Below are 22474 nucleotides of genomic sequence, written 5' to 3' on the forward strand. Positions count from 1 at the left end.
AACATCCAGCCCGCCACCAGCAGTCCGAGTTGCGTTGTCGTTCAGGGTGATCCTTCCTCGCCGAAGCAGCGGGAAGCTACTTCGGCACCTGTTCGGAATCACCTCCACCCCCAAAGTTCCTGACAGACCCCCATCTGCCGTCGTCATCGGACGTGCGTCGGCATCATCGGCGGCCTTGCCCACGCGAGTACCGGCATCAACCGGCCCGCCGGGTTCGAAGGTAGTTCGTTCCGAGCAGCGCCAGCGGTGGTGTCGTGAGGGGGGCGTCTACTTCGGTTCCGATTGCGACTGACGTGTGCGGGGCGTGATGCCGAATGCTGTTGCCGCACCGGCGGCGGCGACGAGGGCGACGAACAACCAGCCGTGCCGGAACGCGGTCAGCATCGCTTCGTCGTCGGCGTCGAGCGATCCGAGGACGGCGACCAGCATGGCGACACCCAGCACATAGCCGAGCTGGCGAGCGGTGTTCACCACAGCACTGCCGGTGGCGGACTCCGCCGGCGGCAGATCGACGGCAGCGGTGGCGATCATGCTGGGCAGCGCGAGACCGATGCCGATGCCGGAGATCACCCACCCCGGCAACACGTCGGTGGCGTACCCCACGGGCGTGGTGGCAGTGACCAGCACGAGCACCACACCACCGGCAAACAGCAGGTTCCCCAGGGCCACAACGACACCCACCGGAATCCGCCGGAGCAAGCGCTGGCTGACAGCGGCGAAGATCGGCACCATGAGCGGGCCCGGGACGATGGCGAGTCCGGTTTCGATGGTGCTGAAATGTGCCCTAGTCTCCAGCCACAGAGCGATGCTGAGGAACCACGCCCCGAACGCAGTGCAGAACGCCAGCACGGTGACATTGGCCCACACGAACGTGCGCACCCGGAACAAGGCCGGCGACACCACCGGATTCGGATGCCGCATCATCCGCACCACGAACGCGACCACGCCGACCGCCGCGACGGCCAGTGCGCCGCCCATCGCGGCACTAGTCCAGGGCCAGTCGCCGCTCTTCACCAGGCACAGCGACAGCGCCCCGATCGCCACGATCAGCAGCGCCACCCCGAGCAGGTCCGGCACCCGCGCCGGGATCCGCTGATGCAGATTCGGTACCAGGTGCATGGCCGCCAACCCGGCGACCACTCCCACCGGGAGATTGATCAGAAACACCCAGCGCCACGAAGCCTCGGCCAACGCCCCGCCCACCACCGGGCCGAACGCCGCAGCGGCCGAACTCGTTGTGGCCCAGATCTTCACCGCCCCCGACACCCGCGTCGGTGGCAGCACGGTGAGAATCAACCCCAGGCTGGCCGGGGTCAGCGCGGCGGCGCCGACCGCCTGCAGGACCCGGAACGCCACCAGCGTCCACAGCGACGGAGCCATCGCACAGGCAAGGCTCGCCACCGTGAAAAGGCCGAGGCCGACCAGGAATCCGGCCTTGCGCCCGAGCCGGTCCGAGAAGCGCCCCGCCGGAATCAGCAGTGCCGCATAAACGATCGCATATCCATTGAGCACCCAGCTCACATCCGCCAGCGAGGAACCTCGATAGGACTCACCGATCTTCGTGAACGCGACGTTCACCACGAAGACATCGAGCATGGCAATGAACGCCGCTGCGCACAGCACCCACACGATCGCCGTCGAATGGTCCCGGCCCGAGCTTGAGGTGGTCGTCTCGTCCGTGGTCACGGTCCGCTCGGCTGCTACGCCGTCCATCAGGTATCCCTTCTCGTCAGCACCGCGCTCGGCGCCATGCGTCGATCAATACTGGTCCGTCCAAAGAATACGGTCGACCGTATGTATATGTCTAGGTCTCTTCCATGTGCCGGAACTAACGGCATACGATCGACCGTATTGGCACAGGCGAGCAGAAGGTGGCCGAGGAAGGCATCGGTCGGCGGACATTGCGCGGCGTGCGGTCACGGCGTGCCGTGACCAGCCGTGCGGTCGAGATCGCCTCTTTGGACGGACTCGACGGACTCAGCTTCGGGCGTCTGGCCAATGACCTCGGCATCAACAAAGCCGGATTCAGACCCTCTTCCGCACCAAGGAGAGGTCGCAGCTCGCGACCGTGGAAGCGGCACAGCAGGCCTTCGTCGCGGCGGTCGTCCTGCCGGCTCGGGACGCCACCAGCTTTCTGTTCTCCCGGCAGGCCCGCCTTGTCGGCTGGGACGCCTATACCCGCGCCGAGATCCTGCTCACCCAGCCGTTGTGCATCGTCGTCGGCGACAAGCCGGGTGCGTTCGGCGCCTACCGCGACGGGTTCGAGCTCTACCAGCGTGCCGCGTCCACCGACAAGGGCCTCGTCGTCTTGGAGGGCATGACGCACTACGACCTCTACGACAAGCCCGAAGCGGTGTCGCAGGCGTTGGACCGCCTCGTGCCCTTCTTCAAGGACCATCTCTGACCGGTGGCTTTGAACGTCGTCGAGGTCGAGACCGTAGGCCGAGGCCAAGGCGCCCAGGTCGGCTTCGCCGCGGGGCGGCGCTGCGATGGCCGGTTGACGAGCACCTCGGCATTCGCGAGTTCGCGGCCTCGGCCGAGTGGCGCTGAGGGCGCTCGCGGGGTCTGTACCTCCCGGGAGTGGGAAGATCCACGGGTGGGACGGAGTGTTCGGGAACGGGATACCCTCGGCCCGTTGCGGCTGCCCTTCGTGGCGGAATCGGTCGAGGAGCCGCTGACCTATTACGGACACCCCGAGCAGAGTGCCGTACTCAATCTGCTCAGCGAGGTCGGCATCCGATGCAGCTTCAGCTACAAGGCATTTCGTGGGATCGATGACTGCACCGACGACGAGCGGCGGGAGTGGTACGAGTCGGCCTTGCAGTCGATCGCCGCCTGCAGCCGCGGCGTGGTGACCATCACCGATGTACGGCTGGTGGAGAGGGAGTCGAACTGGGAGCTCCTGTTCGATTCCAACGGCGTCACCGAATCGTGGCCGGTCTATCCCGGCGACGACGAGGACGTGGAAGCCTCGCTCGTCTTCGCGACCTATCTCACCGGAATTCACACCGGTGTCGCGGAACGATTCTGTTCGGTCGACCCGCCGGACGAAGATGTCAGCGGGGAAGCCGTCTTCGGTGATCCGAAGGCGCTCGCTCGCCTGGGTGCGCGTTTCGGCCTCACCTTCGGGCCATAGATCGGCGGGCGATCATCGCCGGCCGGCGCCGAGCCGGTCCAGCCGCAGACTGCGCCTCTCTCGCCATTCCTGCATGGTGACGATGGACCCCATCGTCTCTGGGCGCTCGGTCTGTCGATGCGCCCGAACGTCCGCTGTGATCAGGTCTCGAGGTAGGCGACTATGCCGCCGATCAGAGCCTGCATGGCGTCGTCGAGGTTGCCATAGGTGCCCAGAGTGCGTTCGGATGTGATCCCGCGCATGGCTGCCGGGAGGAGCGCGGCTACCTGCCGCACTTTGACCGGGTCGAGTTCCAGATCTACGAATGCTTTCTGGCAAGCCTCGTCCCAGTGTGGTTTCCATGAGGCGAGTTCAGCGGCGGTGCGGGGATAGTCGTGTTCGAGTTCGGCGTGGTCGCGGGGAAGGGCGGCGCGGAGAGTTTCGATGGCAAGCGATTCGGGCCTGCGCAATCCTACGGCCATGGCCGTGATCATCGCGGTCACTCGTTCGTGCAGCGTGCCGTCGGGTTTGATTCCGGCGGGCAGGTCGCCGCGTTTGTCGGCGGTGTAGCGCAAGACCGCTGCCCACAGGCCGTCGATGTCGCCGAACTGGTATTTCACCACGCTCCAGGTCGCACCGATGTCACGGGCGATCCGGTTGCCGGATACCGCCGCTGGGTCGCCGGAGGCCAGCGAGGCGATCGCCGCCTCGAGCATGCTTTCCCTGGATTGAATCCCGCGCCGGTTCGCACGTCGTCCGCTTGCCGCCACCTCCGCCACAATGCCGGAGTCTATCGGCCGCGGTCGGTCCAAGTTTCGCAGAACCCTCTTGAATACTTTAGCAGAGGGTTCTACGATCAGATCGTCGCGAGGCCGGGATTCAAAGCCGCGCTGCCCTTGGAGCGGGGAGGATCGAGATGGCGAAACCACCACTGTCGATGGAGCCGACGGGCTGGTTCCAAGTGGCCTGGTGCGGCGAGATCGCGGTCGGCGCGGTGCGCAAGATGAAGTATTTCGGGCGCGAGATGGTCGCTTGGCGGTCGACGTCGGGCCGGGTCGCGGTGTTCGACGCCTACTGCGAGCACCTCGGCGCTCACCTCGGTTACGGCGGTCATGTGGCGGGCGAGAATCTAGTGTGCCCGTTCCACGGCTGGGAATGGAACGGTGAGGGGCGCAACGTCTGCATTCCGTACGAGAGGCATCCGAACAAGGGACGCAGGATCCGCAGCTACCCGGTGGTGGAACGGAACGAAGCGGTGTGGATCTGGTATGACATCGAGGGTCGCGCTCCGTATTTCGAGGTTCCCGACCTGTTCGTAGCGTTCGGTGACGGCAAGACCGCCGCCGACTACTACCCTCCGGTGCCCATCGCCACGTTGTACCGGCCGGGGCTGGAACTGCATCCGCAGTACGTCATGGAGAACGGTGTCGATTTCGCGCATTTCGAGTTCGTGCACAAGACACCGTTCGTCCCGGAATTCACCCGCCACGACTTCTCCGGACCCGTCTCCTACGTCGACTTCACCATCGCCTTCGACGAGGGCGTGACCGCGGACCAGGTCGACAGCGGCGTCGAATCGATCAACGCGGGTCTGGGGTGTTCTCTCACCAAGAGCTGGGGCATGGTCGACAATCGCACGATGCCCGCGGTGACACCCGTGGACGAACACACCTCCGATGTCCGCTTCACGGTATGGATCGGACGCAAACCCGGGGATGACGGCCCCGAGATCACTCGATACGGGAAAACGATGGCCGCCTTCGTCATCGAACAGTTCGAAGCCGATATCCACATCTGGGCGCACCAGCGCTATTCCGATCCGCCCGCCCTGTCGCAGAAGGAGTACCAGGGGTTCACGGCGCTGCGGGAATGGGCACGACAGTTCTACCCCGGCGGCGGACCGGCTCGCACCGACCCGCACCGGCTCTACAGCGGCGCAGTCGACCCCGCCCGTCTCGCCGATGGCAGGGCTCCCTGATGAGTTCGTTCGCCGCCGCGGCGTAGATACCGACGTCGAACCCCTTAGTGAAAGGCCCACACGTGACGAGTTCCAGCAAGGTTCGGGTATTTCAGGTCGCGACCGGCAACCTCGGCACCGAGATGATCGGCCGTATCCGAAACCACCCCGACCTCGAACTGATCGGGCTGCACTGCTATTCGCCGGACAAGATCGGCCGAGACGCGGGCGAGATCGCGGGCATCGGCGCGATCGGGGTGACCGCCACCGGATCGGTGGAGGAGATCATCGCGGCGAAGCCGGACGTGCTCACATTCCACGGGGTGTTCCCGGACGAGGACCTGTACGAGCGGGTCCTCCAGGCGGGTATCAACGTCGTGACCACCGCGGATTGGATCACCGGATACCACCGCGACAAGAACCATCCGCATCCGTCCGGCCGAAAGGTCAGCGAAGTCATCCAGGCCGCCTGCGAACGCGGCAACGCGACCTTCTACGGCACCGGCATGAATCCCGGCCTCTGCCAGATCCTCGGCATTGTGCACAGCGCCGATGTCGCCGATATCGAGAACATCACCGTCACCGAATCGGTCGACGTCTCCTGCCACCATTCCGTCGACACCTGGAAAGCCGTCGGCTACGGCCGCCCGATCGATGACCCGACCATCCCGGATTCGCTCTACAAATACACCGCGGTGTTCGCCGACTCGGTCCATCTCCTGGCCGATGCCTTCGACCTCGAGCTCGACGAGGTGAGCTTCACCTACGAACTCGGCGCCTGCACCGAGGACATCGATCTGGGTTGGTACTTCTTGCCGAAGGGGTCGCTCGGCGCGAACTACATCAAGTACCAGGGTCTCGTCGACGGCGTGCCGCGCGTGGAAAGCCATCTCGAATGGCAGATGACCCCGCACACCGACCCGGCTTGGAACATCAAGGGCTGCTATATCGCCCAGATCACCGGCGACCCGAACATCTACAGCAAACACATGATCATTCCGCGCAAGGGCACCGATCTGTCCAACCCGGACAACTTCGCCTCGATCGGCATGACCGTCACCGGGCTGCCCGCCCTGAACTCGATCGTATCCGTCGTCGCCGCCCGCCCAGGCATCATCACCAGCGCCGACCTGCCGTTGCGCGGATTCGCCGGTCGCTTCGTACGTTGAACGGGTTCATTTTCCGACGCCGGAACGCGCGAAGAACACCGCAGCGGCCTGCCCCGCGCGGCGGCGGTTATTTCGGCGGGAACCGCAGAGCGCCGTCGAGCCGGATGACTTCGCCGTTGAGATAGTCGTTCTCGATGATGGCGGTCGCCAGCTTGGCGTACTCCTCCGAACGGCCCATACGCTTGGGGAACGGCACCTGCGGCCCCCAGTACGCCTCCAATTGGTCGGCGGCCTTGCCGTAGGCGGGCGTGTTCACGGTGCCCGGGGCGATGGTCACCACGCGGATGCCCACCGGTGAGAGGTCGCGAGCGGCGACCAGGGTCATCCCGACCACGCCGCCCTTGGCCGCGGCGTAGGGAAGCTGACCGACCTGCCCCTCGAACGCGGCGATCGAGGCGGTGTTCACGATGACGCCGCGCCCGCCCTCCTCCTGCGGGTCGTTCTTCGCGATCGCGGCCGCGGTGAGACGCAGGACGTTGAACACGGCGGTCAGATAGAACTCGATGGTGGTGCGGAAACCGTCGAGGGGCAGTGGTGCGCCGTCCTTGCCGATCAGGCGGCCGCCTTTCGCGGGACCGCCGTGGGTGTCCACCGAGATGCGCAGCGGCCCGAGCGATTGCGCCTCCGCGATGGCGGCGAGTACGGAGTCCTCGTCGGTGGCGTCGGTGTGCACATAGCGGATTCCGAGCTCGTTCTCGAGCTGTTCGCCCTTGTCGTCGGCGATATCGGCGACCACGACCTTCGCCCCGGCGGCGTGCAGGCGCCGCGCGGTCGCCTCGCCCAGTCCTCCGGTCCCGCCGACGACGAGCGCGGAGCTTCCACTGATCTGCATGTCGTAATCCTATCTTGCAAGTCGTACTCTCGTGTTGAGAAAATAATATTCTCATGACTGTCGGCATGAGCACCGAAAAGTCGCCGCGCCGCGATCGCGTCGCCCGGAATGGAGGCCCCCAATGCCCGAAGCCGTCATCGTGTCCGCGCTGCGGACGCCCATCGGTACCGCACGGAAGGGAACGCTGCGCGACACCAACGCGTTCGATCTGGCTCACCACGTGGTCGGCGCGATCGCCGAGGGGCTCGACCCGGCCCGGATCGATGACGTCGTCCTGGGTGAGGGCCGTTACGGCGGCGGCGTGCTGGCCCGGCACGCGGCCGTGACCACGGGGCTGACCAGGGTGCCGGGCCTGGCCCAGAACCGGCATTGCGCGGCGGGAATGTCCGCGGTGCAGACCGCGGCGGCCGGGATTCGCTCCGGCATGGACGAGCTCGTGATCGCGGGCGGGGTGAATTCCGAGTCCACCGCTCCCAAAGCGCGGTTCAGGGTCGGCGCGGACGAGTGGATCGATCCGTGGGTGTCGCCGAGCCACCCGGACCGCCCGGACGCCCCGGCGCTGGACATGTCCATCACCGTGGGCTGGAACGCCGCGGTGAAGGCGGGCATCTCCCGCGCCGAGATGGACGCCTGGGCCCTGCGCTCGCACCGCAACGCGATCGCCGCCATCGACGAGGGCCGGTTCAAAGAGGAGATCGTCCCCATCGAGACCCCGCACGGCCTGTTCGACACCGACGAGCATCCCCGGCGCGACACCAGCCCGGATAAACTGGCCTCGCTCAAAGTGCTGCATCCGGAGATCGAGGGCTTCTCGATCACCGCGGGCAACGCGTCCGGCGCCAACGACGGCGCCGCCGCGCTCGCCATCGCCAGCGACCGGCTGGGCCTGCCCGCGCTGGGCTACATCCGCGCATGGTCGTCGGTGGGCGTCGATCCCGCCGATACCGGTCTCGCTCCGATCGAGGCGATCACCAAAGCGGTCTACCGGGCGGGGATCTCGCTGTCGGCGGTCGGGCTGATCGAGATCAACGAGGCCTTCGCCTCGGTCCCGATCGCGGCGATCCGCGCACTCGACCTCGATCCGGACAAGGTGAACGTCAGCGGGAGCGGCTGCTCGCTCGGGCACCCGGTGGCCGCATCGGGAGCGCGCATGATCGTCACGCTGGTCCACGAATTGCGCCGTCGCGGTGGCGGTTTGGGAATCGCGGCGATGTGCGCGGGTGGTGGCATGGGCGCGGCCACGGTCATCGAGGTCCCCGCTCCGTGACCGCATCGCACCGCGGCGCGGCGGGATGGGCGTGAGCCCGGCGTCGGCGACCGTCGCCGAGTTGTTGGCCTTGGCGCGCGCCGGGTCGGCGCGGGCGACGGGCCGGTTGCTGAGCCTGGTCGAAGGGGACCGCCGCGACGAGGTGCAAGCCGCACTCCAGCCGCGCGCGGTCCGGGTGATCGGCGTGACCGGCCCGCCCGGAGCGGGCAAGTCGACGACGATCGCCGCGCTGGTGGGCGTCTACCGCGCGCGCGGGCTGCGGGTCGCGGTCCTGGCGGTCGACCCGTCCTCGCCGTACAGCGGCGGAGCGCTGCTGGGGGACCGGATCCGCATGGCGCAGCACATCGACGACCCCGGTGTGCTGATCCGGTCGCTGGCCACGCGCGGACACCTGGGCGGGCTGGCCGCCGCGGTTCCGGCCGCCATCCGGCTGCTCGCCGCGCTGCATTACGACGTCGTGCTGCTGGAGACGGTGGGGGTGGGGCAGTCGGAGATCGAGATCGCGGCGGTCGCGGATCCCACGCTGGTGATCCTGAATCCCGGTGCGGGCGATGCTGTCCAGGCCGCGAAGGCGGGCCTGCTGGAGGTGGCCGACCTGCTGGTGGTGAACAAGGCGGACCGGGAGGGCGCCGAACAGACCGTGCGTGATCTGCGGGCCGAATCCGACGTGCCGATCCTCACCTTGGTCGCCGCGCGCGGCGAGCGGGTCGCCGAATTGGCCGAGGCGATCGAGGCGCACCATCGCGCCGACAGCCCGGCGCGGCGCACGGCGCGGGCCCGCGCGCAGATCCTCTCACTGGCGCAGACGCGGTTGCGCGCCCATGCCGAGCTGGACCGGCTGGCCGCCGCCGTCGCGGCGGGCGAATACGACGCCTACCGCGCGGCCGAACTGTTGCTGCCCGCGCCGCGGTGACGCCGTCGTCAGGTCTGGGGGATGCGCACCATGGCTTCTTGGGCGTAGGAGGCCACCAGCGTGCCGTCCTCGGTGAGGATGTCGCCGCGGCCGTAGGCGCGGGCCTGCGCGAGCAGCGGGCTGTGCTGGCGCAGCAGCAGCCATTCGTCGGTGCGGAAGTTCCGATGGAACCAGAGGGTGTGCGAGGTGACGGCAGAGACGAACGCGGTGCCGTTGCCGCCCTGGGCGAATCCGTCCAGCGGCAGCAGCGCGGTGCCGATGAGCGTGAGGTCGGTCGCGTAGGCGGTCAGCGCGGGCGCCAGCGCCGGATCGACTGGCGGGGTGCGCATCCAGAACTCGAATTCCGGTGGGGCGGCGCCGAGATCGTCGAGGTCCACGCTCGCCCGAGTCTCCCAGGGCAGCAGGTCCCACTCCACCTTGTGCTCGGCGGACAGCAGCTCCGGCGGCGCCGCGACGGACTGCCGGTGCGGGCCCTGTTCCTCCGCGTGCAGGGACACCGAGGCGGTCGCCACGACGCCGGCGGACTGCTCGGCGACCAACGACAGCGTGGCGAAGGAGCGGCCCGCGTGGTGGCGGTGCACCCGGTAGCGGATCGGCTCGTCGGTGCGGCCCTCGCGCGCGAACACCGTGTGCAGAGACTTGATCGACTTGTCCGGGATGCCCGCGGTGGCCGCCCGGACGAACTGGCCGAGCAATTGGCCGCCGAACACCCGGCTGTAGGGCAACCGCAGATTGCGGCCCTCGAACACATCGTCGCCGGAGGGTGTCGCGGACAAGTCGAGGCAGGAGACGAGATCACTCCACAGATCGGGCATGAACCCGAGTGTAAGTCAAATTCTCTTTCAGGAGAATAGTGTTCTCAGCCCCGGGCGAAACCGTGCGCGCAGAAGTTCCATACTTCGGACGCGGTGATGGGATGCTGTGTCTCGTCGTCGGAGGCTCCCGCGGACTGCGCGGTGAACATGACGGTCTGCATCACCATGGCCGCGGTCCGGCGGGAGTCGACCTCCGGCCGCAGCTGCCCGGCGCCCTTGGCCAGATCCATCAGTTCGGTGAACAGGGCCAACATCGGCGCGTGCGCGACCTTCACGTGGTCGGGATGCGAAATCAGCAGTTGCGGTGCGAAATCCGTGAACAGCGGCCGCTGTGCCGAGGGATCCGGCCTGCACAGCTCGAACAACAGCTCGACGGCCACCTGGAGCTTGTCCAACGGGTCGGTCTGGCCGTCCGCGGCGGCGCGCAACTGCTCGGACGTGCGGCTCAGGGCGTCCTCGAACAGCGCGAGCAGCAACTCGTGTTTGCCGTCGAACTGCAGGTAGAAGCTGCGCAGGGACTGCCGGGAGCGGTCGACGACCTCCTGCACCGTGAAGTCCGTGCTGCCCTTCTCGGTGATGATCGCCTGGGCGGCGTCCAGGAACCGCTGCACGCGCTCCTCGGCGCGCAGCTTGGCGGTGCGGAGGGAGCGCTCGACGGCGCGCTGCTTCCAGGCCGGTTTCTCGCTCGGGCTGGTCACGGGCGCCTCGGTCCTCGGTCATATGAAGAGAACATGGATGCACTGTACCGGAGAACGGTGTGTCATCGGGTTCCTGGGTCACCGTGTCCGTCCCCTTGACGAGACTACCCTTCCCTATATAGAGAATGCTATTCTCGCAGCCATTCAGGCATCGGCGCGGGAAGGAGGCAGGCCGTGATGATCGTCGGACACCGCTCCGGCCGGCCCGGCCGCATTTCGGCGCGCCGTCGTGACCGGGCACGCGCCCGGCCTTCCCGGACTCGAGGAGCTCGTTTTGTACATTCGCTATGAGGTCGCGGACCGGATCGCCACCATCACCCTGGACCGGCCCGAGGCGGCCAACGCGCAGAACGGCGAACTGCTCGACCAGCTCGACGCCGCCTGGGTGCGCGCCGCGGCGGACGACGACGTCGCGGTCATCGTGCTGCGCGGGGAGGGCAAGCACTTCTCGGCGGGCCACGATCTGAAGGACAAATCGTGGCCCGACCCGAGCAAGATCACCCTCGACCGCATCTACGGGCTGGAGTCGCGCCGCTACCTGGAGTACTCGCTGCGCTGGCGCAACGTACCGAAACCGTCCATCGCGGCAGTGCAGGGCCGGTGCATCGCGGGTGGCCTGCTGCTGTGCTGGCCGTGCGATCTCATCGTGGCCGCCGACGACGCGCTGTTCTCCGACCCGGTGGTGCTCATGGGTATCGGCGGCGTCGAATACCACGGCCACACCTGGGAACTCGGCGCGCGTAAGGCGAAGGAGATCCTGTTCACCGGCCGGCCGGTGACCGCCGAGGAGGCGCGGCAGGTCGGCATGGTGAACAAGGTGGTGCCGCGCGCCGAACTCGACCGGCAGACAAGGGAACTGGCCGCGCAGATCGCGACGATGCCCCCGTTCGGGCTGCGCCAGGCCAAGCGCGCGGTCAACCAGACACTGGATGTGCAGGGTTTCTACGCCGCGATCCAATCCGTGTTCGACGTGCACCAGACCGGTCACGGCAACGCGCTGAGCGTCAACGGATTCCCGATCCTGGTCCGGCTGGACGACATGAAGGCCAACATGCAGTAAGCCGGTTCTCCGGCTCCATCGTCTGCCGGAGCGTTCCGGCAGTATTCGCACGGCCCTTGCCGCCTCGAAAGGGACACCGTGTCCGTGCGATCCACCGGCGATCGGGCGCTTACGCGCCCGCCCTCGCTGTTCCCTTTTCCGAAAACGAGGATTTCCATGCGCGTTTCCATCCTTCGCAAGGCCGTGGCATGTTGTGGCCTGGCCGTCGTCGCGGCCGCGGCGTTGACCGGCTGCGGCGACGACGACGAATCGACCGGCACCGCGTCCAGCACGTCGGCCGCCGCGGCGACCAGTGCGGCGCCCGCCCAGGCCGACGCGGCGACCACCAAGGCGATCACCGACGTGTACACCGGCTTCTTCAGCCCTACGACCCCGCCGGACCAGAAGGCCGCGCTGGTACAGAAGGGCGATGTCTTCCTGCCGATCCTTCAGGCGCAGGCGGCCAACCCGCAGTCCCAGGGCACGTCGGTGACGGTATCGGCGGTGAAGCTCGTGGACGCGAACAACGCCGATGTCACCTACACGCTGTTGATGGGCGGCAATCCGGTGCTGCCGAACCAGACCGGGCAGGCGGTCAAGGACGGCGGCCAGTGGAAGGTCGCCACCGCCACGTTCTGCGCGTTGATGACCCTCCAGGGCGGTACGTCGCCGGCTTGCTGATCGTCGCTGCGCACCGAAGGCCCGGCACCGGAGTGGATTCCGGTGCCGGGCCGTTCGCGGGGTGCCTGCTACAACTGCGCCATCCGAGGAGCACGACCCGCGGTACGAATCTGCTCGCCCGCCTCGCGGATGAGTTCCCGTGTGCTGCCGAGCAGTCCGTCCAAGACCAAGGTGCGGCGGACGTGCCGGTGCAAGTCGTGCTCGGCGGTGAATCCGATGCCGCCGAGCACCTGCTGACAGTGCCGGGCGGCGGTGAGCGCGGCCTGGCCCGCTGCGGCCTTGCCCAGCAGCGCTCCGAGTTCGCCGTCGGCGGTGTCCAGCGCGGCCTCGGCGCCCTCGAGCGCGACGAGGGTTTCCGCGAGCCGATGCCGGACCGCCTGGAACGAGGCGAGCGGGCGTCCGAACTGGGTGCGGTCCAGCGCATGCCCGCGGGCCAGCGTCAACATCGCTCGGCCGGTGCCGAGCAGCCACCACCCGAGTGCGCGCCGCCCGGCCGCGATGGCCCGCGAGGGTAGCTCGGTTCCGGTCGCCACGGTGCGCAGTGGCAGCTCCTCGTCGACCGCTGCGCCGGGCTCGCCGTCGCGGTCCCACGCCACCCAGGCCCCGCCCGCGAACGGCAGGGGAATCGGACCGGGATCCGCGTGTCCGGCCGCGTGCCGGACGACGTCGTCGAGGACCGCGGCGTGCGCGCCGGTCTCGCCGAGTAGCCGAAAGACGAGGGGGACTGCGAGTTCGGGCCACTCGGCGAGCAGGTCGGGCCAGCCCAGTGCGACCAGCGCCGCGTCGAGCTCCGGCCCGGTGGTGGCCGCCATGGTCTTGCGCAGCGTTTCGGTGAGCAGGGCGAGTTCGGCCCGGTCGAAGCCGGATTCGGCCACCGTCACTCCTTTCCCAGGTCCAGCAGGCGGCGGGCGATGATGTTGCGCTGGATCTCGGCGGTGCCGCCGTAGATCGTCGCCGCACGGGAGTAGAGGAACTCGGTGCGCCACGGCGAGTCGGTGAGTTCCACCGCACCGGGCAGCAGATCGCGCGCGGTGTCGAACAGCCGCTGCTCGGCGGTGGCCAGCAGCACCTTGTCGACCGACGTCTCCGCACCCAGCCGGGTGCCGCCCGCCAGGCGCCGCTGCGTCGCGTGCGAGCGGCATCGCACCGTGTGCAGCGCCAGGTACGCGGCGCCGAGTTCGGCGTCGTCGGCGATCGTGGACTGTTCGAGCACCCGGTCCAGCCGCGTGAACAGATAGGCGATCCGGTGCCAGAAACAGGTCGAGCGTTCGTAGGGCAGCAGATCCATCGCCACTCGCCAGCCGTCGCCGGGCTTGCCCAGCATCCGGTCGCCCGGCACCGTCACGTCGTCGAAGAAGACCTCGGCGAACTCGTCCACGCCGTGCATGGTGCGCAACGGGCGGACGGTGATGCCGGGGGAGTCCATGTCCACGAAGAAGGCGGTGATGCCGTCGTGGCCGGGTCCGGTGCGGGTGAGCAGTACGCAGCGAGCGGCGTACTGGGCCAGGCTGGTCCACACCTTCTGGCCGCTGACCACCCAGTCCGCACCCCGCGGTGTCGCCTTGGTGGCCAGTGAGGCCAGGTCGCTGCCCGATCCGGGCTCGGAGAATCCCTGGCACCACTGCTCGCGGCCGGACAGCAGCAGCGGCACCATCGTGGCGGCCAATTCGGCTCGCGCGTAGGAGATCACCGTCGGCGCGAGCACTTCGATCATCGAATAGATGCCGGGCTCGGCCAGGTCGCGCGAGGCGACCTCCTCACCGAGCACCGCGCGCAGCGCGGCGGGCCCCCCGAGCCCCTGCACGGCGGCGGGCCAGCCGTAGCGCATCCAACCCGCGTCGTACAAGGCGCGTCGGACCCGCAGCAGTTGCTCGACCTGTCCGTCCAGCGAGTGGTCGGGGCCGGGGGTGAGGTCGTCGAGGTCCAGCCAAGCGCGCAGGTTCGACCGGAAAGTGGCGACATCCCTGTTCGGGTCGGCGCCCGCGGTCATGCGATGTCCTTTCTCGCCCGCGCGGGAGACCCCGTGCGATGGGGGGAGCTGCCGGGGAAGGGCCGCAGCGCGCTCATGCCTTGGAACGGTCGAAGGCGTGCGGGATCCCCGAGTCGTGCTCGCCGTTGCGGCGGATGAACGTCATCGCGCGCGTCCGCAGCCGCCATCCGCCCGTGGTGCGCACGAGGGTGTCGGTGTAGTACCCGATGCGCATGTCGTGCGTGCTGTGCTCGACGAAGCACAGCGGCTGGGTGCCGGTGGCGGTGTCGCCGTCGATGTAGAGAGCCGGTATGCCGGTGAGGAACAGGCCTTTCGGTGCGGCCGCGACCAGTTCCGGGAACAGGTCCAGGGTGTAGGTGTCGCCGAAGGCGCTGTAGCTGCCGTCCGGCGTGAACACCGCGAGCAGGCCCTCGATGTCCCCCTTGGTGATGGTCACCGCGTACCGGGCCAGCACCTGCTGGATCTCGAGCAGGTCGTCACTTCTGGACATGAATTCTTCCGCCTTTCATCACGAAGCGCACGTCGCGGGTGACGGTGATGTCGTGCACCGGGTCGCCGGGAACGCCGATCACGTCGGCCAGCAACCCCTCCGCCAGCCGGCCGCGGTCCTGCACGCCGACCAGCTCGGCCGAGGCCACCGTGGCGGCACGCAGCACGTCCAGCGGCGGCAGTCCGCGCTCCACCAGCGCCACGAGCTCGTCGGCATTGCGGCCGTGCGGAATCGCGGGCGCGTCGGTGCCCACCGCGATCTTCACGCCGGCCTTGTAAGCGGCCAGCACGGAGGTGCGGGCCTTGGGGAACATCTCGGCCGCCTTCGCCTGAAGCGCGGGGTCGGCTTTCGAGACGTCCATGGCGTCGGCCAGCCGGGTGGTCGGCACCAGCCAGGTGCCGTGCTCCACCATCAGATCGATCGCCTCGTCATCGATGAGGAAGCCGTGCTCGATGCAGTCGATGCCCGCGTGCACCGCGTGCTTCACCGCGTCCGCGCCGTGCGTGTGCGCGGCCACCTTGAGACCGCGCCGGTGCGCCTCGTCGACGATCGCGCGCAGCTCCTCGTCCGAATAATGTTGCGCCCCCGGCGCTCCGGTCAGCGACATCACCCCGCCGGAGACACAGATCTTGATCAGCTGCGCGCCGTGCTTGATCTGGTATCGCACCGCCTTGCGCACCTCGTCCACGCCATTGGCGATGCCCTCCTCGAGGGTGAGTTTCAGTACGTCGGGCGCGAAGGCGGAGAACATGGTCGGGTCGAGATGGCCCCCCGTGGGCGTGATCGCGTGCCCGGCGGGCACGATGCGCGGGCCTTCGATCCAGCCCGCGTCGATCGCCTTGCCCAGCGCCACGTCCAGCAGGTAGCCGCCGGTCTTCACGAACAGTCCGAGATTGCGGACGGTCGTGAAGCCGGCGCGCAGCGTCCGGCGGGCATTGCCCACCGCGCGCAGCACGCGCAGTGCCGGATCGTCCTTGACACTGGAGGCCAGACCGGTCTCCCCGCGGCCGCCCATGAGGAGGTTGACCTCCATGTCCATCAGACCCGGCAGCAGGACGAGGTCACCGAGATCGACGACCTCGCCGGTGACGGCGCCGCCGACACCGGCGATCCGGTCGTCCTCGATCCGCAGGATGCCGGGCCGGACGATCGCACCGGTGTCGAGGTCGAGCAGACCGGCGGCCTTCAAGGTCAGCGCCGCCACGGGTCAGACCACCGGCTCGCGGACGATATCCAGGTACGCGGCACCGGAATCCGGCACTCGCGGCTGCTTCCACACTTCGATCGGGAACGACACCATCACCAGCGACTGCAACAGGTGGAACAGGTTGCGAACCTCGTCGGGCAGGTCGTTCCAGTCGTACTTATCGATGTAATCCATGGCGGGCTGCAGGCGCGGGAAGACGGTGTCGTACAACCGCTGCATCTCGTCCATGGAGGACGCCAGCCGTTTGGCGTAGCGTTCCGGCTCGGTGGCCAGGATCCAGTCCGAGAACGGTGCCAGGTCGGCGAACTCGGCGGGCAGCGGCGCGGTGTGCACCCGGTCGGTGGGCTGGTCAGTGGGCACGGCCATCGCGGTACTCCTCGACGATCTTCTGAGCGGTCTTGTGCAGGTGGCGGAGCAGGATCTCCTGGTCGTTGAGCGGGAACTCGGTGACCTCACGGGTGGCGATCATGGTCTGGGTCGCCTCCAGGGTGTTCGCGTCCTGCAGCGCGTATTCCTTGAAGGTCACCGCGGCCAGTTCCTGGGCCAGCCGCTCCCTGGCATTCGTGGCGGGCACGAAATACAGGCTCGCCTCGAAGATGTGCCGGTCCACCGCGGTCGGCCAGTAGTGGTAGGTCAGGTACCAGCCCGGCGCCCAGAACAGCAGGGAGAAATTCGGGAAGAACTCGAATTCGTCGACGCCCCAGGCACGATGCTTGGCCGGGTTGATGCCCTGCGGCAGCGGCTCCAGACCCTCGATGTCGGGGCGGTCCCACGGGCCGAACAGGCCGCTGCGCAATTCGCGTTCGATCGGCTTGACCATCGTCGGGTCCTTCGGCGGGGCCATCCCGCCCCAGGACGAGATCATCGAGTGCGGAGCCGCTATCTCGTAGTGCAGCGCCTCGTAACCGACGCCGTAGAGCTTGTCGGCCTCGTCCTTGACCGCTTGCTTCTGGTGCAGCACGGGTGCGTGATAGAACTCGGCGAACGCGTCGATGAACAACTTCCAGTTGCTGCCGATCTCGGCCCGGTAGCTGAAGACCTCGGTCATCCGGTCGAACGGGTACCCCTCGAGACCCTTGGCCAGCGGACCCAGGTATTCGGTGAGCGGCTTGGCGTTGTCGTCGAGGTTGACGAAGATGAAGCCCTCCCACACCTCGCAGCGCACCGGCTTCAGACCGAACTTGTCCTTGTCCAGGTCGAAGAACTCCTTCTCCTGCTGGACGAAGGTCAGCTCGCCTTTGAGGCTGTAGCGCCACGCGTGGTACTTGCAGGTGAACTGGCGGCAAGTGCCCGCGGTTTCCTCGCCGGGGTAGTCGTCCCAGACGAGCTTGTTCCCGCGATGCCGGCAGATGTTGTGGAACGCCCGCACCGCGCCGTCGTTGTCCTTGACGATGATCAGTGAGGTGCCGACGCAGGCCAGTTCCTTGGTGAAGTAGCTGCCGATCCGGGGCAGCCGGTTGATCCGGCCCACGTTGAGCCAGTTCTTGCGGAAGATCGCCTGACGCTCGTCCTCGTAGAAGGCGGGGTCGATGGAGTCGGTGTAGTCCACCGGCTCGGTACCCAGCTCGGGATAGTTCTGCGTCCAGCTCCCGGCAGCGGGTTTGGTGAAGTGTGCCAAGGGATTACCTTTCGTGGTCCGGCGATGCGCCGGAGGTGTCGAATGCCGTGTCCGGTGGGCCGTGCCGGCCGAGCGGCGACGGGGTTCCTCGGCTGTCACCGGGCGCGCCCCGCATGACGGGTCGCCACCGGCTGTTCGTCAGCCATTCCGGATGGCATGCGCCTCCGTTCCTCCGAAATGAGAATAGCATTCTCAAAATCAACTATCAGATTTCCATGCGACTGCGCCACTGTCAACGCTGATCGAGTCAGCCCTTCCACGGTGGGGGCTGCCAGCGCCTGGGGCCCCGATCGCTACGGTGGACGACATCGCTCTCCAAACAGCAGATATTGATTATCCGAATCTGAGAAGATAGTTTCCCTGACAGTGAGTGTGCCCCCCGGGGCACGTGCTGCTCATCGACGAGCAAGGGGCGAGATGCCGGCGACGGCCCGGACCGATCGGATGCCGAGCAGCCCACGGAGGAGGAACTACGGTGAAACCGCAGCGAATGGTCGTTGCCGCGATGGCGGTCGCGCTCTTGGTGGCCGGCTGTGGCCGCGAGGGCGGTGGACGCGGAACCGATGAGGGTCCGGGCCAGGCCGCCTCCGGCAACTTCGGCGACCTGACCAGCATCTGTCGGCCGGGAAACGCGAAAAGCGCGTCGGCGCAGGGCGTAACGGCCGGCGAGATCGAGGTCGGAGTCTTCTCCGACATAGGTTTCACGAAGAATCCCGACCTGGTCGACGCGGCGAAGGTGTTCACCTCCTGGTGCAACGCCGCCGGTGGCATCAACGGGCGCAAGCTGGTGACCAACCTGCGCGACACCAAGCTCATGGAGGTGCGCCAGCGCATGCTGGAGGCCTGCCGGGAGGACTTCGTCCTCGTCGGCGGAAGCGCCGCGCTGGACGGGCTGGGCGTGAAGGACCGGCTGTCGTGCCTGCTGCCGGAGTTCCCCGCCCAGGTGACCCAGACCGCGAACACCGGGTCCGACTTGCAACTGGGCGGCGGCTCCTCGGCCTCCGAAGCGGTCAACCCGTACACCGGTTTCCAGGACTGGCTGATCAAAGAGGCCTACCCGAATTCGGCCGGTGCGGTCGGGATGATCAACGGCGACTCGCCGATCACCAAGGTCATGGGCGAGAAGCTCACCGAATCACTGACCGCGAACGGCGCGAAGATCGTCTACAACGACCTCTACCCGCTCGCGGGCGTGTCGGACTGGACGCCGTACGCGCAGGCGATCAAGGCCGACAACGTCAAGGGCCTGATCTTCTTCGGGGAGTTCCGCTACCTCGCCAAATTGCAGGACGTGCTCACCAGCATGAACTACAAACTGGACTGGATCGACGCCAACGCCAACTCCTACAACCAGTCGTTCCTCGACGTCACCAAGAGTTCCCTGGCCACCCAGAACAACTACGCCGATCTGAGCGGGACCGCACCGCTGGACGCGGCCGCGCAGGTGCCCGCGGTGCAGCAGCTGAAAGACCTGTTCGAGCAGTACGCGCCGAGCAGCGCGATCACCTTCCAGGTGCTGCGGGCCTTCCAGTCGTGGTTGCTGTTCGCCAAAGCGGCGACCAGCTGCGGCGACAACCTCACCCGCGCGTGCGTGTACGACACCGCGAGCAAGGAGACGGCCTGGACCGGCGGCGGCTTGCAGGCGCCGGTCGATCTGTCCCGGCCGCTGGCCGAGCAGACCCGGTGCTTCAACGTCCAGCAGGCCACGCCCGACGGCTGGAAGACCGCGGATTTCAAGCCGAACACCGGCGTATTCCGCTGCGGCTTCACCCCGTACAAGTACACCCGGGATTTCGGCAAGCCGCTGACCCTCGCCGATGTCGGCAAGAGCCGAAGCGACCTGAAGTGACGGAGCGTTCGCGCTGATGGAGCAGTTCATCGCCTTCGGGATCGTCGGCCTCAGCACCGCGGCGATCTACGCCGTGATCGGCAGCGGTCTGGTGCTCACCTACACCACGACCGGCGTGTTCAACTTCGCGCACGGCGCCGCGGGGATGATCTCGGCGTTCGTCTACTGGCAGCTCACCGTCGGCTGGGGCCGGCCCGCGCCGATAGCGATCGTCGCGGTGCTGCTGGTCTTCGCTCCGCTGTTCGGCTTGCTGTTCGGCAAGGCGCTGGCGCCGACGCAGGGGCTCGGTGACGCCGAGAAACTCGTGATGACGATCGCCTTGCTCAGCGGGCTCATCGTGCTGGCGCGCTGGATCTGGAACCCCAACGAGTCGCGGTCGCTGACGAGGTTCTTCGCCGACAAGCCGTCGATCGACCTCGGTCCGGTCATCATCACCTGGCATCAGGCGCTCACCATGGCCGTCGCCGTCGCGGTCGCCGCCGCGCTGCGCATCCTGCTGTACCGCACCAGGATCGGCGCGGAGATGCGGGCCACCGTGGACGATCGCGCGCTGGTGGGCCTGACCGGCGCCGATCCCCGGCGGGCCAACCGGATCGCCTGGATGCTGGGCATCGAGCTGGCCGCGATCGGCGGCATCCTCATCGCGCCGACCGTGGCGCTGGATGCCGCGCAGCTGTCGCTGCTGATCGTCAGCGCCTACACCGCGGCCATCTTCGGGCGGCTGCGCAATCTGCCGATGACGTTCGCGGGCGCGGTGGTGGTCGGCTTGCTGGAGAGCTACCTCACCGGGTACCTGCCGCAGAACGAGTACCTGCCCGGCCTGCGGCTGGCGGCCCCCGCGCTGCTGTTGTTCGTGGCGCTGCTGATGTTCCCGCACGGCAGGTTGCGCGGTCGCGACCGCAAGCTCAGCCCGGTGCCATCGCCATCGATCAACGGTTCGCTGGCGTTCGCCGCGGTGGTGGTCGTGGCCGGATTGATGCTGGCGACCATGCTCACCGAATCCGACCTGATCACCTACGGCGCGATGTTCGCCTGGGGCGTGATCGCGTTGTCGTACGTGCCGCTGCTCGGTTTCGCGGGCCAGATCTCGCTGTGCCAGCTCAGCCTGGCCGGTGTGGGCGCGGTGGCCTACGCGCATCTGGGACCGGAAGGCCAGTGGTGGGCGCTGCCCGCCGCGATGGGTATCGCCGGCGTGGTAGGGGCCGTGGTCGCGGTGCCCGCGCTGCGCCTGTCCGGGGTGTACCTGGCCCTGGCGACGGCGGCATTCGCCGTCATCCTGGATCGCTGGATCTTCACGCTGCCCTCCTTCGAGATCCTCGGCGTGCGGATCTCGCTGTTCGACCAGGGCTCGGTGTCGCTGGTCGGGCCGGATCTGTTCGGCCTGGAACTGGACACCACCGCCGAGGTGACCGTCTTCGCCGCGGTGTGCCTGGCGGTGGCCGGCCTGGCGGTGGCACTGTTGCGGCGCAGCCGATTCGGGCGTCGCCTGATCGCTTTGCGCGACAGCGAGGCCGCCTACGCGACCCTCGGTGGCAGCCTGCTGGCGGCGCGCGTTCTGGTCTTCGCGCTGGCGGCGGCCATCGCCGGACTGGGCGGCGCGCTGTACGGCATGCAGGTGCGGGCCGTCGCGCCCGAACAGTTCAATCTGGTGGCCGGACTGCCGATCTTCCTCATCGTCACCATCGCCGGTCTCGGTGCGGTCGGTGCGGGCCTGTTCACCGGCGCGGTCTTCGCCGGCCCGCTGAACGTGATCCCGGTGCTGTGGCCGGGGCTGCAGAATCTGGCGCAGGTGCTGCCCGCGCTCGGCGGCATCGCCTTCGGTGGCGGCGTGCTGAAGGACGGGGCGATCGCCTCGATGCGCGACGAATGGTTGCCGATGCTGCGCGACCGGATCCTCGCCCCACTGCTCGCGCTGCTGGTCCTGGGACTGTGGGGGCTGCGTCTGATCGACGTCGTCGACGGGTGGGGATTCACCTTCGGTGTGGTGGCCGCTGTCGTGGCGGCGCGCGTCTTGCACGGAGTGCGGGCGCGGCCCGCGCCGGACCCGGCGCGGGTCCCGGTGGAGTGGTGGGGCGTGCGGCGCCCGTGGACATCCGACGACGAGGAGGTGCTCGATCGTGCCGTCGCTACTGGAAGTTGACGATGTCACCGTCGTCTTCGGCGGCAACCGCGCGCTCGACGGCGCCGGATTGCGCGCCGAACGCGGCGCGGTGACCGGACTGATCGGCCCCAACGGCGCGGGCAAGAGCACGTTGTTCGACGTGATCTGCGGACTGCGCAAACCGACCAGGGGACGGGTGGCGATCGACGGCGCCGACGTCACCCGGCTCGGCCCATCCCGCCGCGCCCGGCACGGGCTGGCTCGCACCTTCCAGCGGCTCGAGTTGTTCGGCAGGCTGAGCGTGCGCGACAACCTGCTGGTCGCGGCCGAACTCGGCCCGCAGCGCAGGCACGCCGCCCGGATCGTCACCGAGATCATCGACCGGCTCGGCCTGCACGAACTCGCCGGCGCCTGCGCCGACGAGCTGCCGACCGGCACCGGCCGCCTTGTGGAAGTGGGCCGGGCCATCGCGGCGCGGCCCAGCCTGATCCTGCTCGACGAGCCTGCCGCGGGCCAGGACCACACCGAGACCGAGCGATTCGGCGAACTGCTGCGGTCGCTGGCCGACGACGGCACCGCGGTACTGCTCGTCGAACACGACATGGGCCTGGTGATGAACGTCTGCGACGAGGTGTTCGTGCTCGATCTCGGCAAGGTGATCGCCTCCGGGCCACCGGCGGTGATCCGCGCCGACCAAACCGTGCTCGCGGCTTATCTGGGAGACGTATGAGCG

At 68.0% G+C, this 22474-nt stretch carries 22 protein-coding genes; 11 read left to right on the plus strand and 11 right to left on the minus strand.

Going from position 1 to position 22474, the window contains the following annotated elements; genetic code table 11:
• Positions 1–267: 267 nt before the first annotated feature.
• The gene (locus tag ABZ420_RS07160; RefSeq protein WP_357118158.1) at positions 268–1713 is read right to left on the minus strand and encodes an MFS transporter; all 1446 of its coding nucleotides are present in this window, start codon (positions 1711–1713) and stop codon (positions 268–270) included.
• Between the two features lie 355 nt (positions 1714–2068).
• Here ABZ420_RS07160 and ABZ420_RS07165 point away from each other — a divergent pair, with 355 nt between their 5' ends.
• Complete coding sequence (locus ABZ420_RS07165; protein WP_357118161.1) at positions 2069–2404, plus strand: alpha/beta hydrolase; 336 nt, start codon at positions 2069–2071, stop codon at positions 2402–2404.
• Between the two features lie 192 nt (positions 2405–2596).
• Positions 2597–3136, plus strand: a complete 540-nt coding sequence (locus ABZ420_RS07170) for a hypothetical protein (protein ID WP_357118164.1) — start codon at positions 2597–2599, stop codon at positions 3134–3136.
• 140 nt (positions 3137–3276) lie between these two features.
• Here ABZ420_RS07170 and ABZ420_RS07175 read toward each other — a convergent pair whose 3' ends face one another.
• On the minus strand, positions 3277–3894 hold the full coding sequence (locus ABZ420_RS07175) for a TetR/AcrR family transcriptional regulator (RefSeq protein WP_357118167.1): 618 nt from the start codon (positions 3892–3894) through the stop codon (positions 3277–3279).
• 137 nt (positions 3895–4031) lie between these two features.
• Between ABZ420_RS07175 and ABZ420_RS07180 the strand changes: the two genes are divergently transcribed.
• Positions 4032–5093, plus strand: a complete 1062-nt coding sequence (locus tag ABZ420_RS07180; protein ID WP_357118170.1) for a Rieske 2Fe-2S domain-containing protein — start codon at positions 4032–4034, stop codon at positions 5091–5093.
• Between the two features lie 62 nt (positions 5094–5155).
• Entirely contained in the window at positions 5156–6241 is a 1086-nt protein-coding gene (locus ABZ420_RS07185; protein ID WP_357118173.1) for a dihydrodipicolinate reductase, read from the plus strand.
• 67 nt (positions 6242–6308) lie between these two features.
• Here the strand turns inward: ABZ420_RS07185 and ABZ420_RS07190 are convergent, their stop codons facing one another.
• The gene (locus ABZ420_RS07190) at positions 6309–7073 is read right to left on the minus strand and encodes an SDR family NAD(P)-dependent oxidoreductase (protein WP_357118175.1); all 765 of its coding nucleotides are present in this window, start codon (positions 7071–7073) and stop codon (positions 6309–6311) included.
• 121 nt (positions 7074–7194) lie between these two features.
• Here ABZ420_RS07190 and ABZ420_RS07195 point away from each other — a divergent pair, with 121 nt between their 5' ends.
• Both ABZ420_RS07195 and ABZ420_RS07200 read left to right on the plus strand, forming a co-directional pair.
• Positions 7195–8340 carry a thiolase family protein gene (locus tag ABZ420_RS07195; protein WP_357118177.1) on the plus strand — a complete coding sequence of 382 codons (1146 nt, stop codon included), beginning with the start codon at positions 7195–7197 and terminating at the stop codon, positions 8338–8340.
• Positions 8341–8371: 31 nt separating this feature from the next.
• A complete protein-coding gene (locus ABZ420_RS07200) occupies positions 8372–9253 on the plus strand; it encodes a GTP-binding protein (RefSeq protein ID WP_357118180.1) in 882 nt (293 codons plus the stop codon).
• Between the two features lie 8 nt (positions 9254–9261).
• Here ABZ420_RS07200 and ABZ420_RS07205 read toward each other — a convergent pair whose 3' ends face one another.
• Both ABZ420_RS07205 and ABZ420_RS07210 read right to left on the minus strand, forming a co-directional pair.
• On the minus strand, positions 9262–10068 hold the full coding sequence (locus ABZ420_RS07205) for an acyl-CoA thioesterase domain-containing protein (protein WP_357118183.1): 807 nt from the start codon (positions 10066–10068) through the stop codon (positions 9262–9264).
• Positions 10069–10112: 44 nt separating this feature from the next.
• A complete protein-coding gene (locus ABZ420_RS07210) occupies positions 10113–10766 on the minus strand; it encodes a TetR/AcrR family transcriptional regulator (RefSeq protein ID WP_357118186.1) in 654 nt (217 codons plus the stop codon).
• A 274-nt stretch (positions 10767–11040) separates the two neighbouring features.
• On the opposite strand from ABZ420_RS07210, the gene ABZ420_RS07215 reads away from it, so the two are divergent.
• Complete coding sequence (locus ABZ420_RS07215; RefSeq protein WP_357118188.1) at positions 11041–11826, plus strand: enoyl-CoA hydratase; 786 nt, start codon at positions 11041–11043, stop codon at positions 11824–11826.
• Between the two features lie 156 nt (positions 11827–11982).
• Positions 11983–12486, plus strand: coding sequence for a hypothetical protein (locus ABZ420_RS07220; protein WP_357118191.1), 504 nt, complete (start codon positions 11983–11985; stop codon positions 12484–12486).
• Between the two features lie 68 nt (positions 12487–12554).
• On the opposite strand, the gene ABZ420_RS07225 is transcribed toward ABZ420_RS07220, so the two are convergent.
• The 6 genes from ABZ420_RS07225 to ABZ420_RS07250 all read right to left on the minus strand — a co-directional run bounded on the left by ABZ420_RS07225 (position 12555) and on the right by ABZ420_RS07250 (position 17791).
• The gene (locus ABZ420_RS07225; RefSeq protein WP_357118744.1) at positions 12555–13298 is read right to left on the minus strand and encodes an acyl-CoA dehydrogenase family protein; all 744 of its coding nucleotides are present in this window, start codon (positions 13296–13298) and stop codon (positions 12555–12557) included.
• A 65-nt stretch (positions 13299–13363) separates the two neighbouring features.
• Entirely contained in the window at positions 13364–14476 is a 1113-nt protein-coding gene (locus ABZ420_RS07230; RefSeq protein ID WP_357118194.1) for an acyl-CoA dehydrogenase family protein, read from the minus strand.
• Between the two features lie 73 nt (positions 14477–14549).
• Positions 14550–14966, minus strand: coding sequence for a nuclear transport factor 2 family protein (locus ABZ420_RS07235; protein ID WP_357118197.1), 417 nt, complete (start codon positions 14964–14966; stop codon positions 14550–14552).
• The gene (locus tag ABZ420_RS07240; protein WP_357118200.1) at positions 14953–16170 is read right to left on the minus strand and encodes an amidohydrolase family protein; all 1218 of its coding nucleotides are present in this window, start codon (positions 16168–16170) and stop codon (positions 14953–14955) included. The genes ABZ420_RS07235 and ABZ420_RS07240 overlap by 14 nt, the downstream gene beginning before the upstream one ends.
• A 3-nt stretch (positions 16171–16173) precedes the next feature.
• Positions 16174–16539: a hypothetical protein gene (locus tag ABZ420_RS07245; RefSeq protein ID WP_357118203.1), complete on the minus strand. Its 366-nt coding sequence runs from the start codon at positions 16537–16539 to the stop codon at positions 16174–16176.
• Positions 16523–17791 carry an aromatic ring-hydroxylating dioxygenase subunit alpha gene (locus ABZ420_RS07250; RefSeq protein WP_062972012.1) on the minus strand — a complete coding sequence of 423 codons (1269 nt, stop codon included), beginning with the start codon at positions 17789–17791 and terminating at the stop codon, positions 16523–16525. The genes ABZ420_RS07245 and ABZ420_RS07250 overlap by 17 nt, the downstream gene beginning before the upstream one ends.
• A gap of 490 nt (positions 17792–18281) precedes the next feature.
• On the opposite strand from ABZ420_RS07250, the gene ABZ420_RS07255 reads away from it, so the two are divergent.
• The 3 genes from ABZ420_RS07255 to ABZ420_RS07265 are packed head-to-tail and all read left to right on the plus strand — an operon-like array spanning position 18282 to position 22471.
• The gene (locus ABZ420_RS07255) at positions 18282–19640 is read left to right on the plus strand and encodes an ABC transporter substrate-binding protein (protein ID WP_357118746.1); all 1359 of its coding nucleotides are present in this window, start codon (positions 18282–18284) and stop codon (positions 19638–19640) included.
• A 16-nt stretch (positions 19641–19656) separates the two neighbouring features.
• On the plus strand, positions 19657–21780 hold the full coding sequence (locus tag ABZ420_RS07260) for an ABC transporter permease (protein WP_357118206.1): 2124 nt from the start codon (positions 19657–19659) through the stop codon (positions 21778–21780).
• A complete protein-coding gene (locus ABZ420_RS07265; RefSeq protein WP_357118209.1) occupies positions 21758–22471 on the plus strand; it encodes an ABC transporter ATP-binding protein in 714 nt (237 codons plus the stop codon). Before ABZ420_RS07260 ends, ABZ420_RS07265 begins: the two co-directional genes overlap by 23 nt.
• Positions 22472–22474: the final 3 nt, after the last annotated feature.

The organism is Nocardia sp. NPDC005745 (genome assembly GCF_040630775.1).
Classification (GTDB): Bacteria; Actinomycetota; Actinomycetes; order Mycobacteriales; family Mycobacteriaceae; genus Nocardia.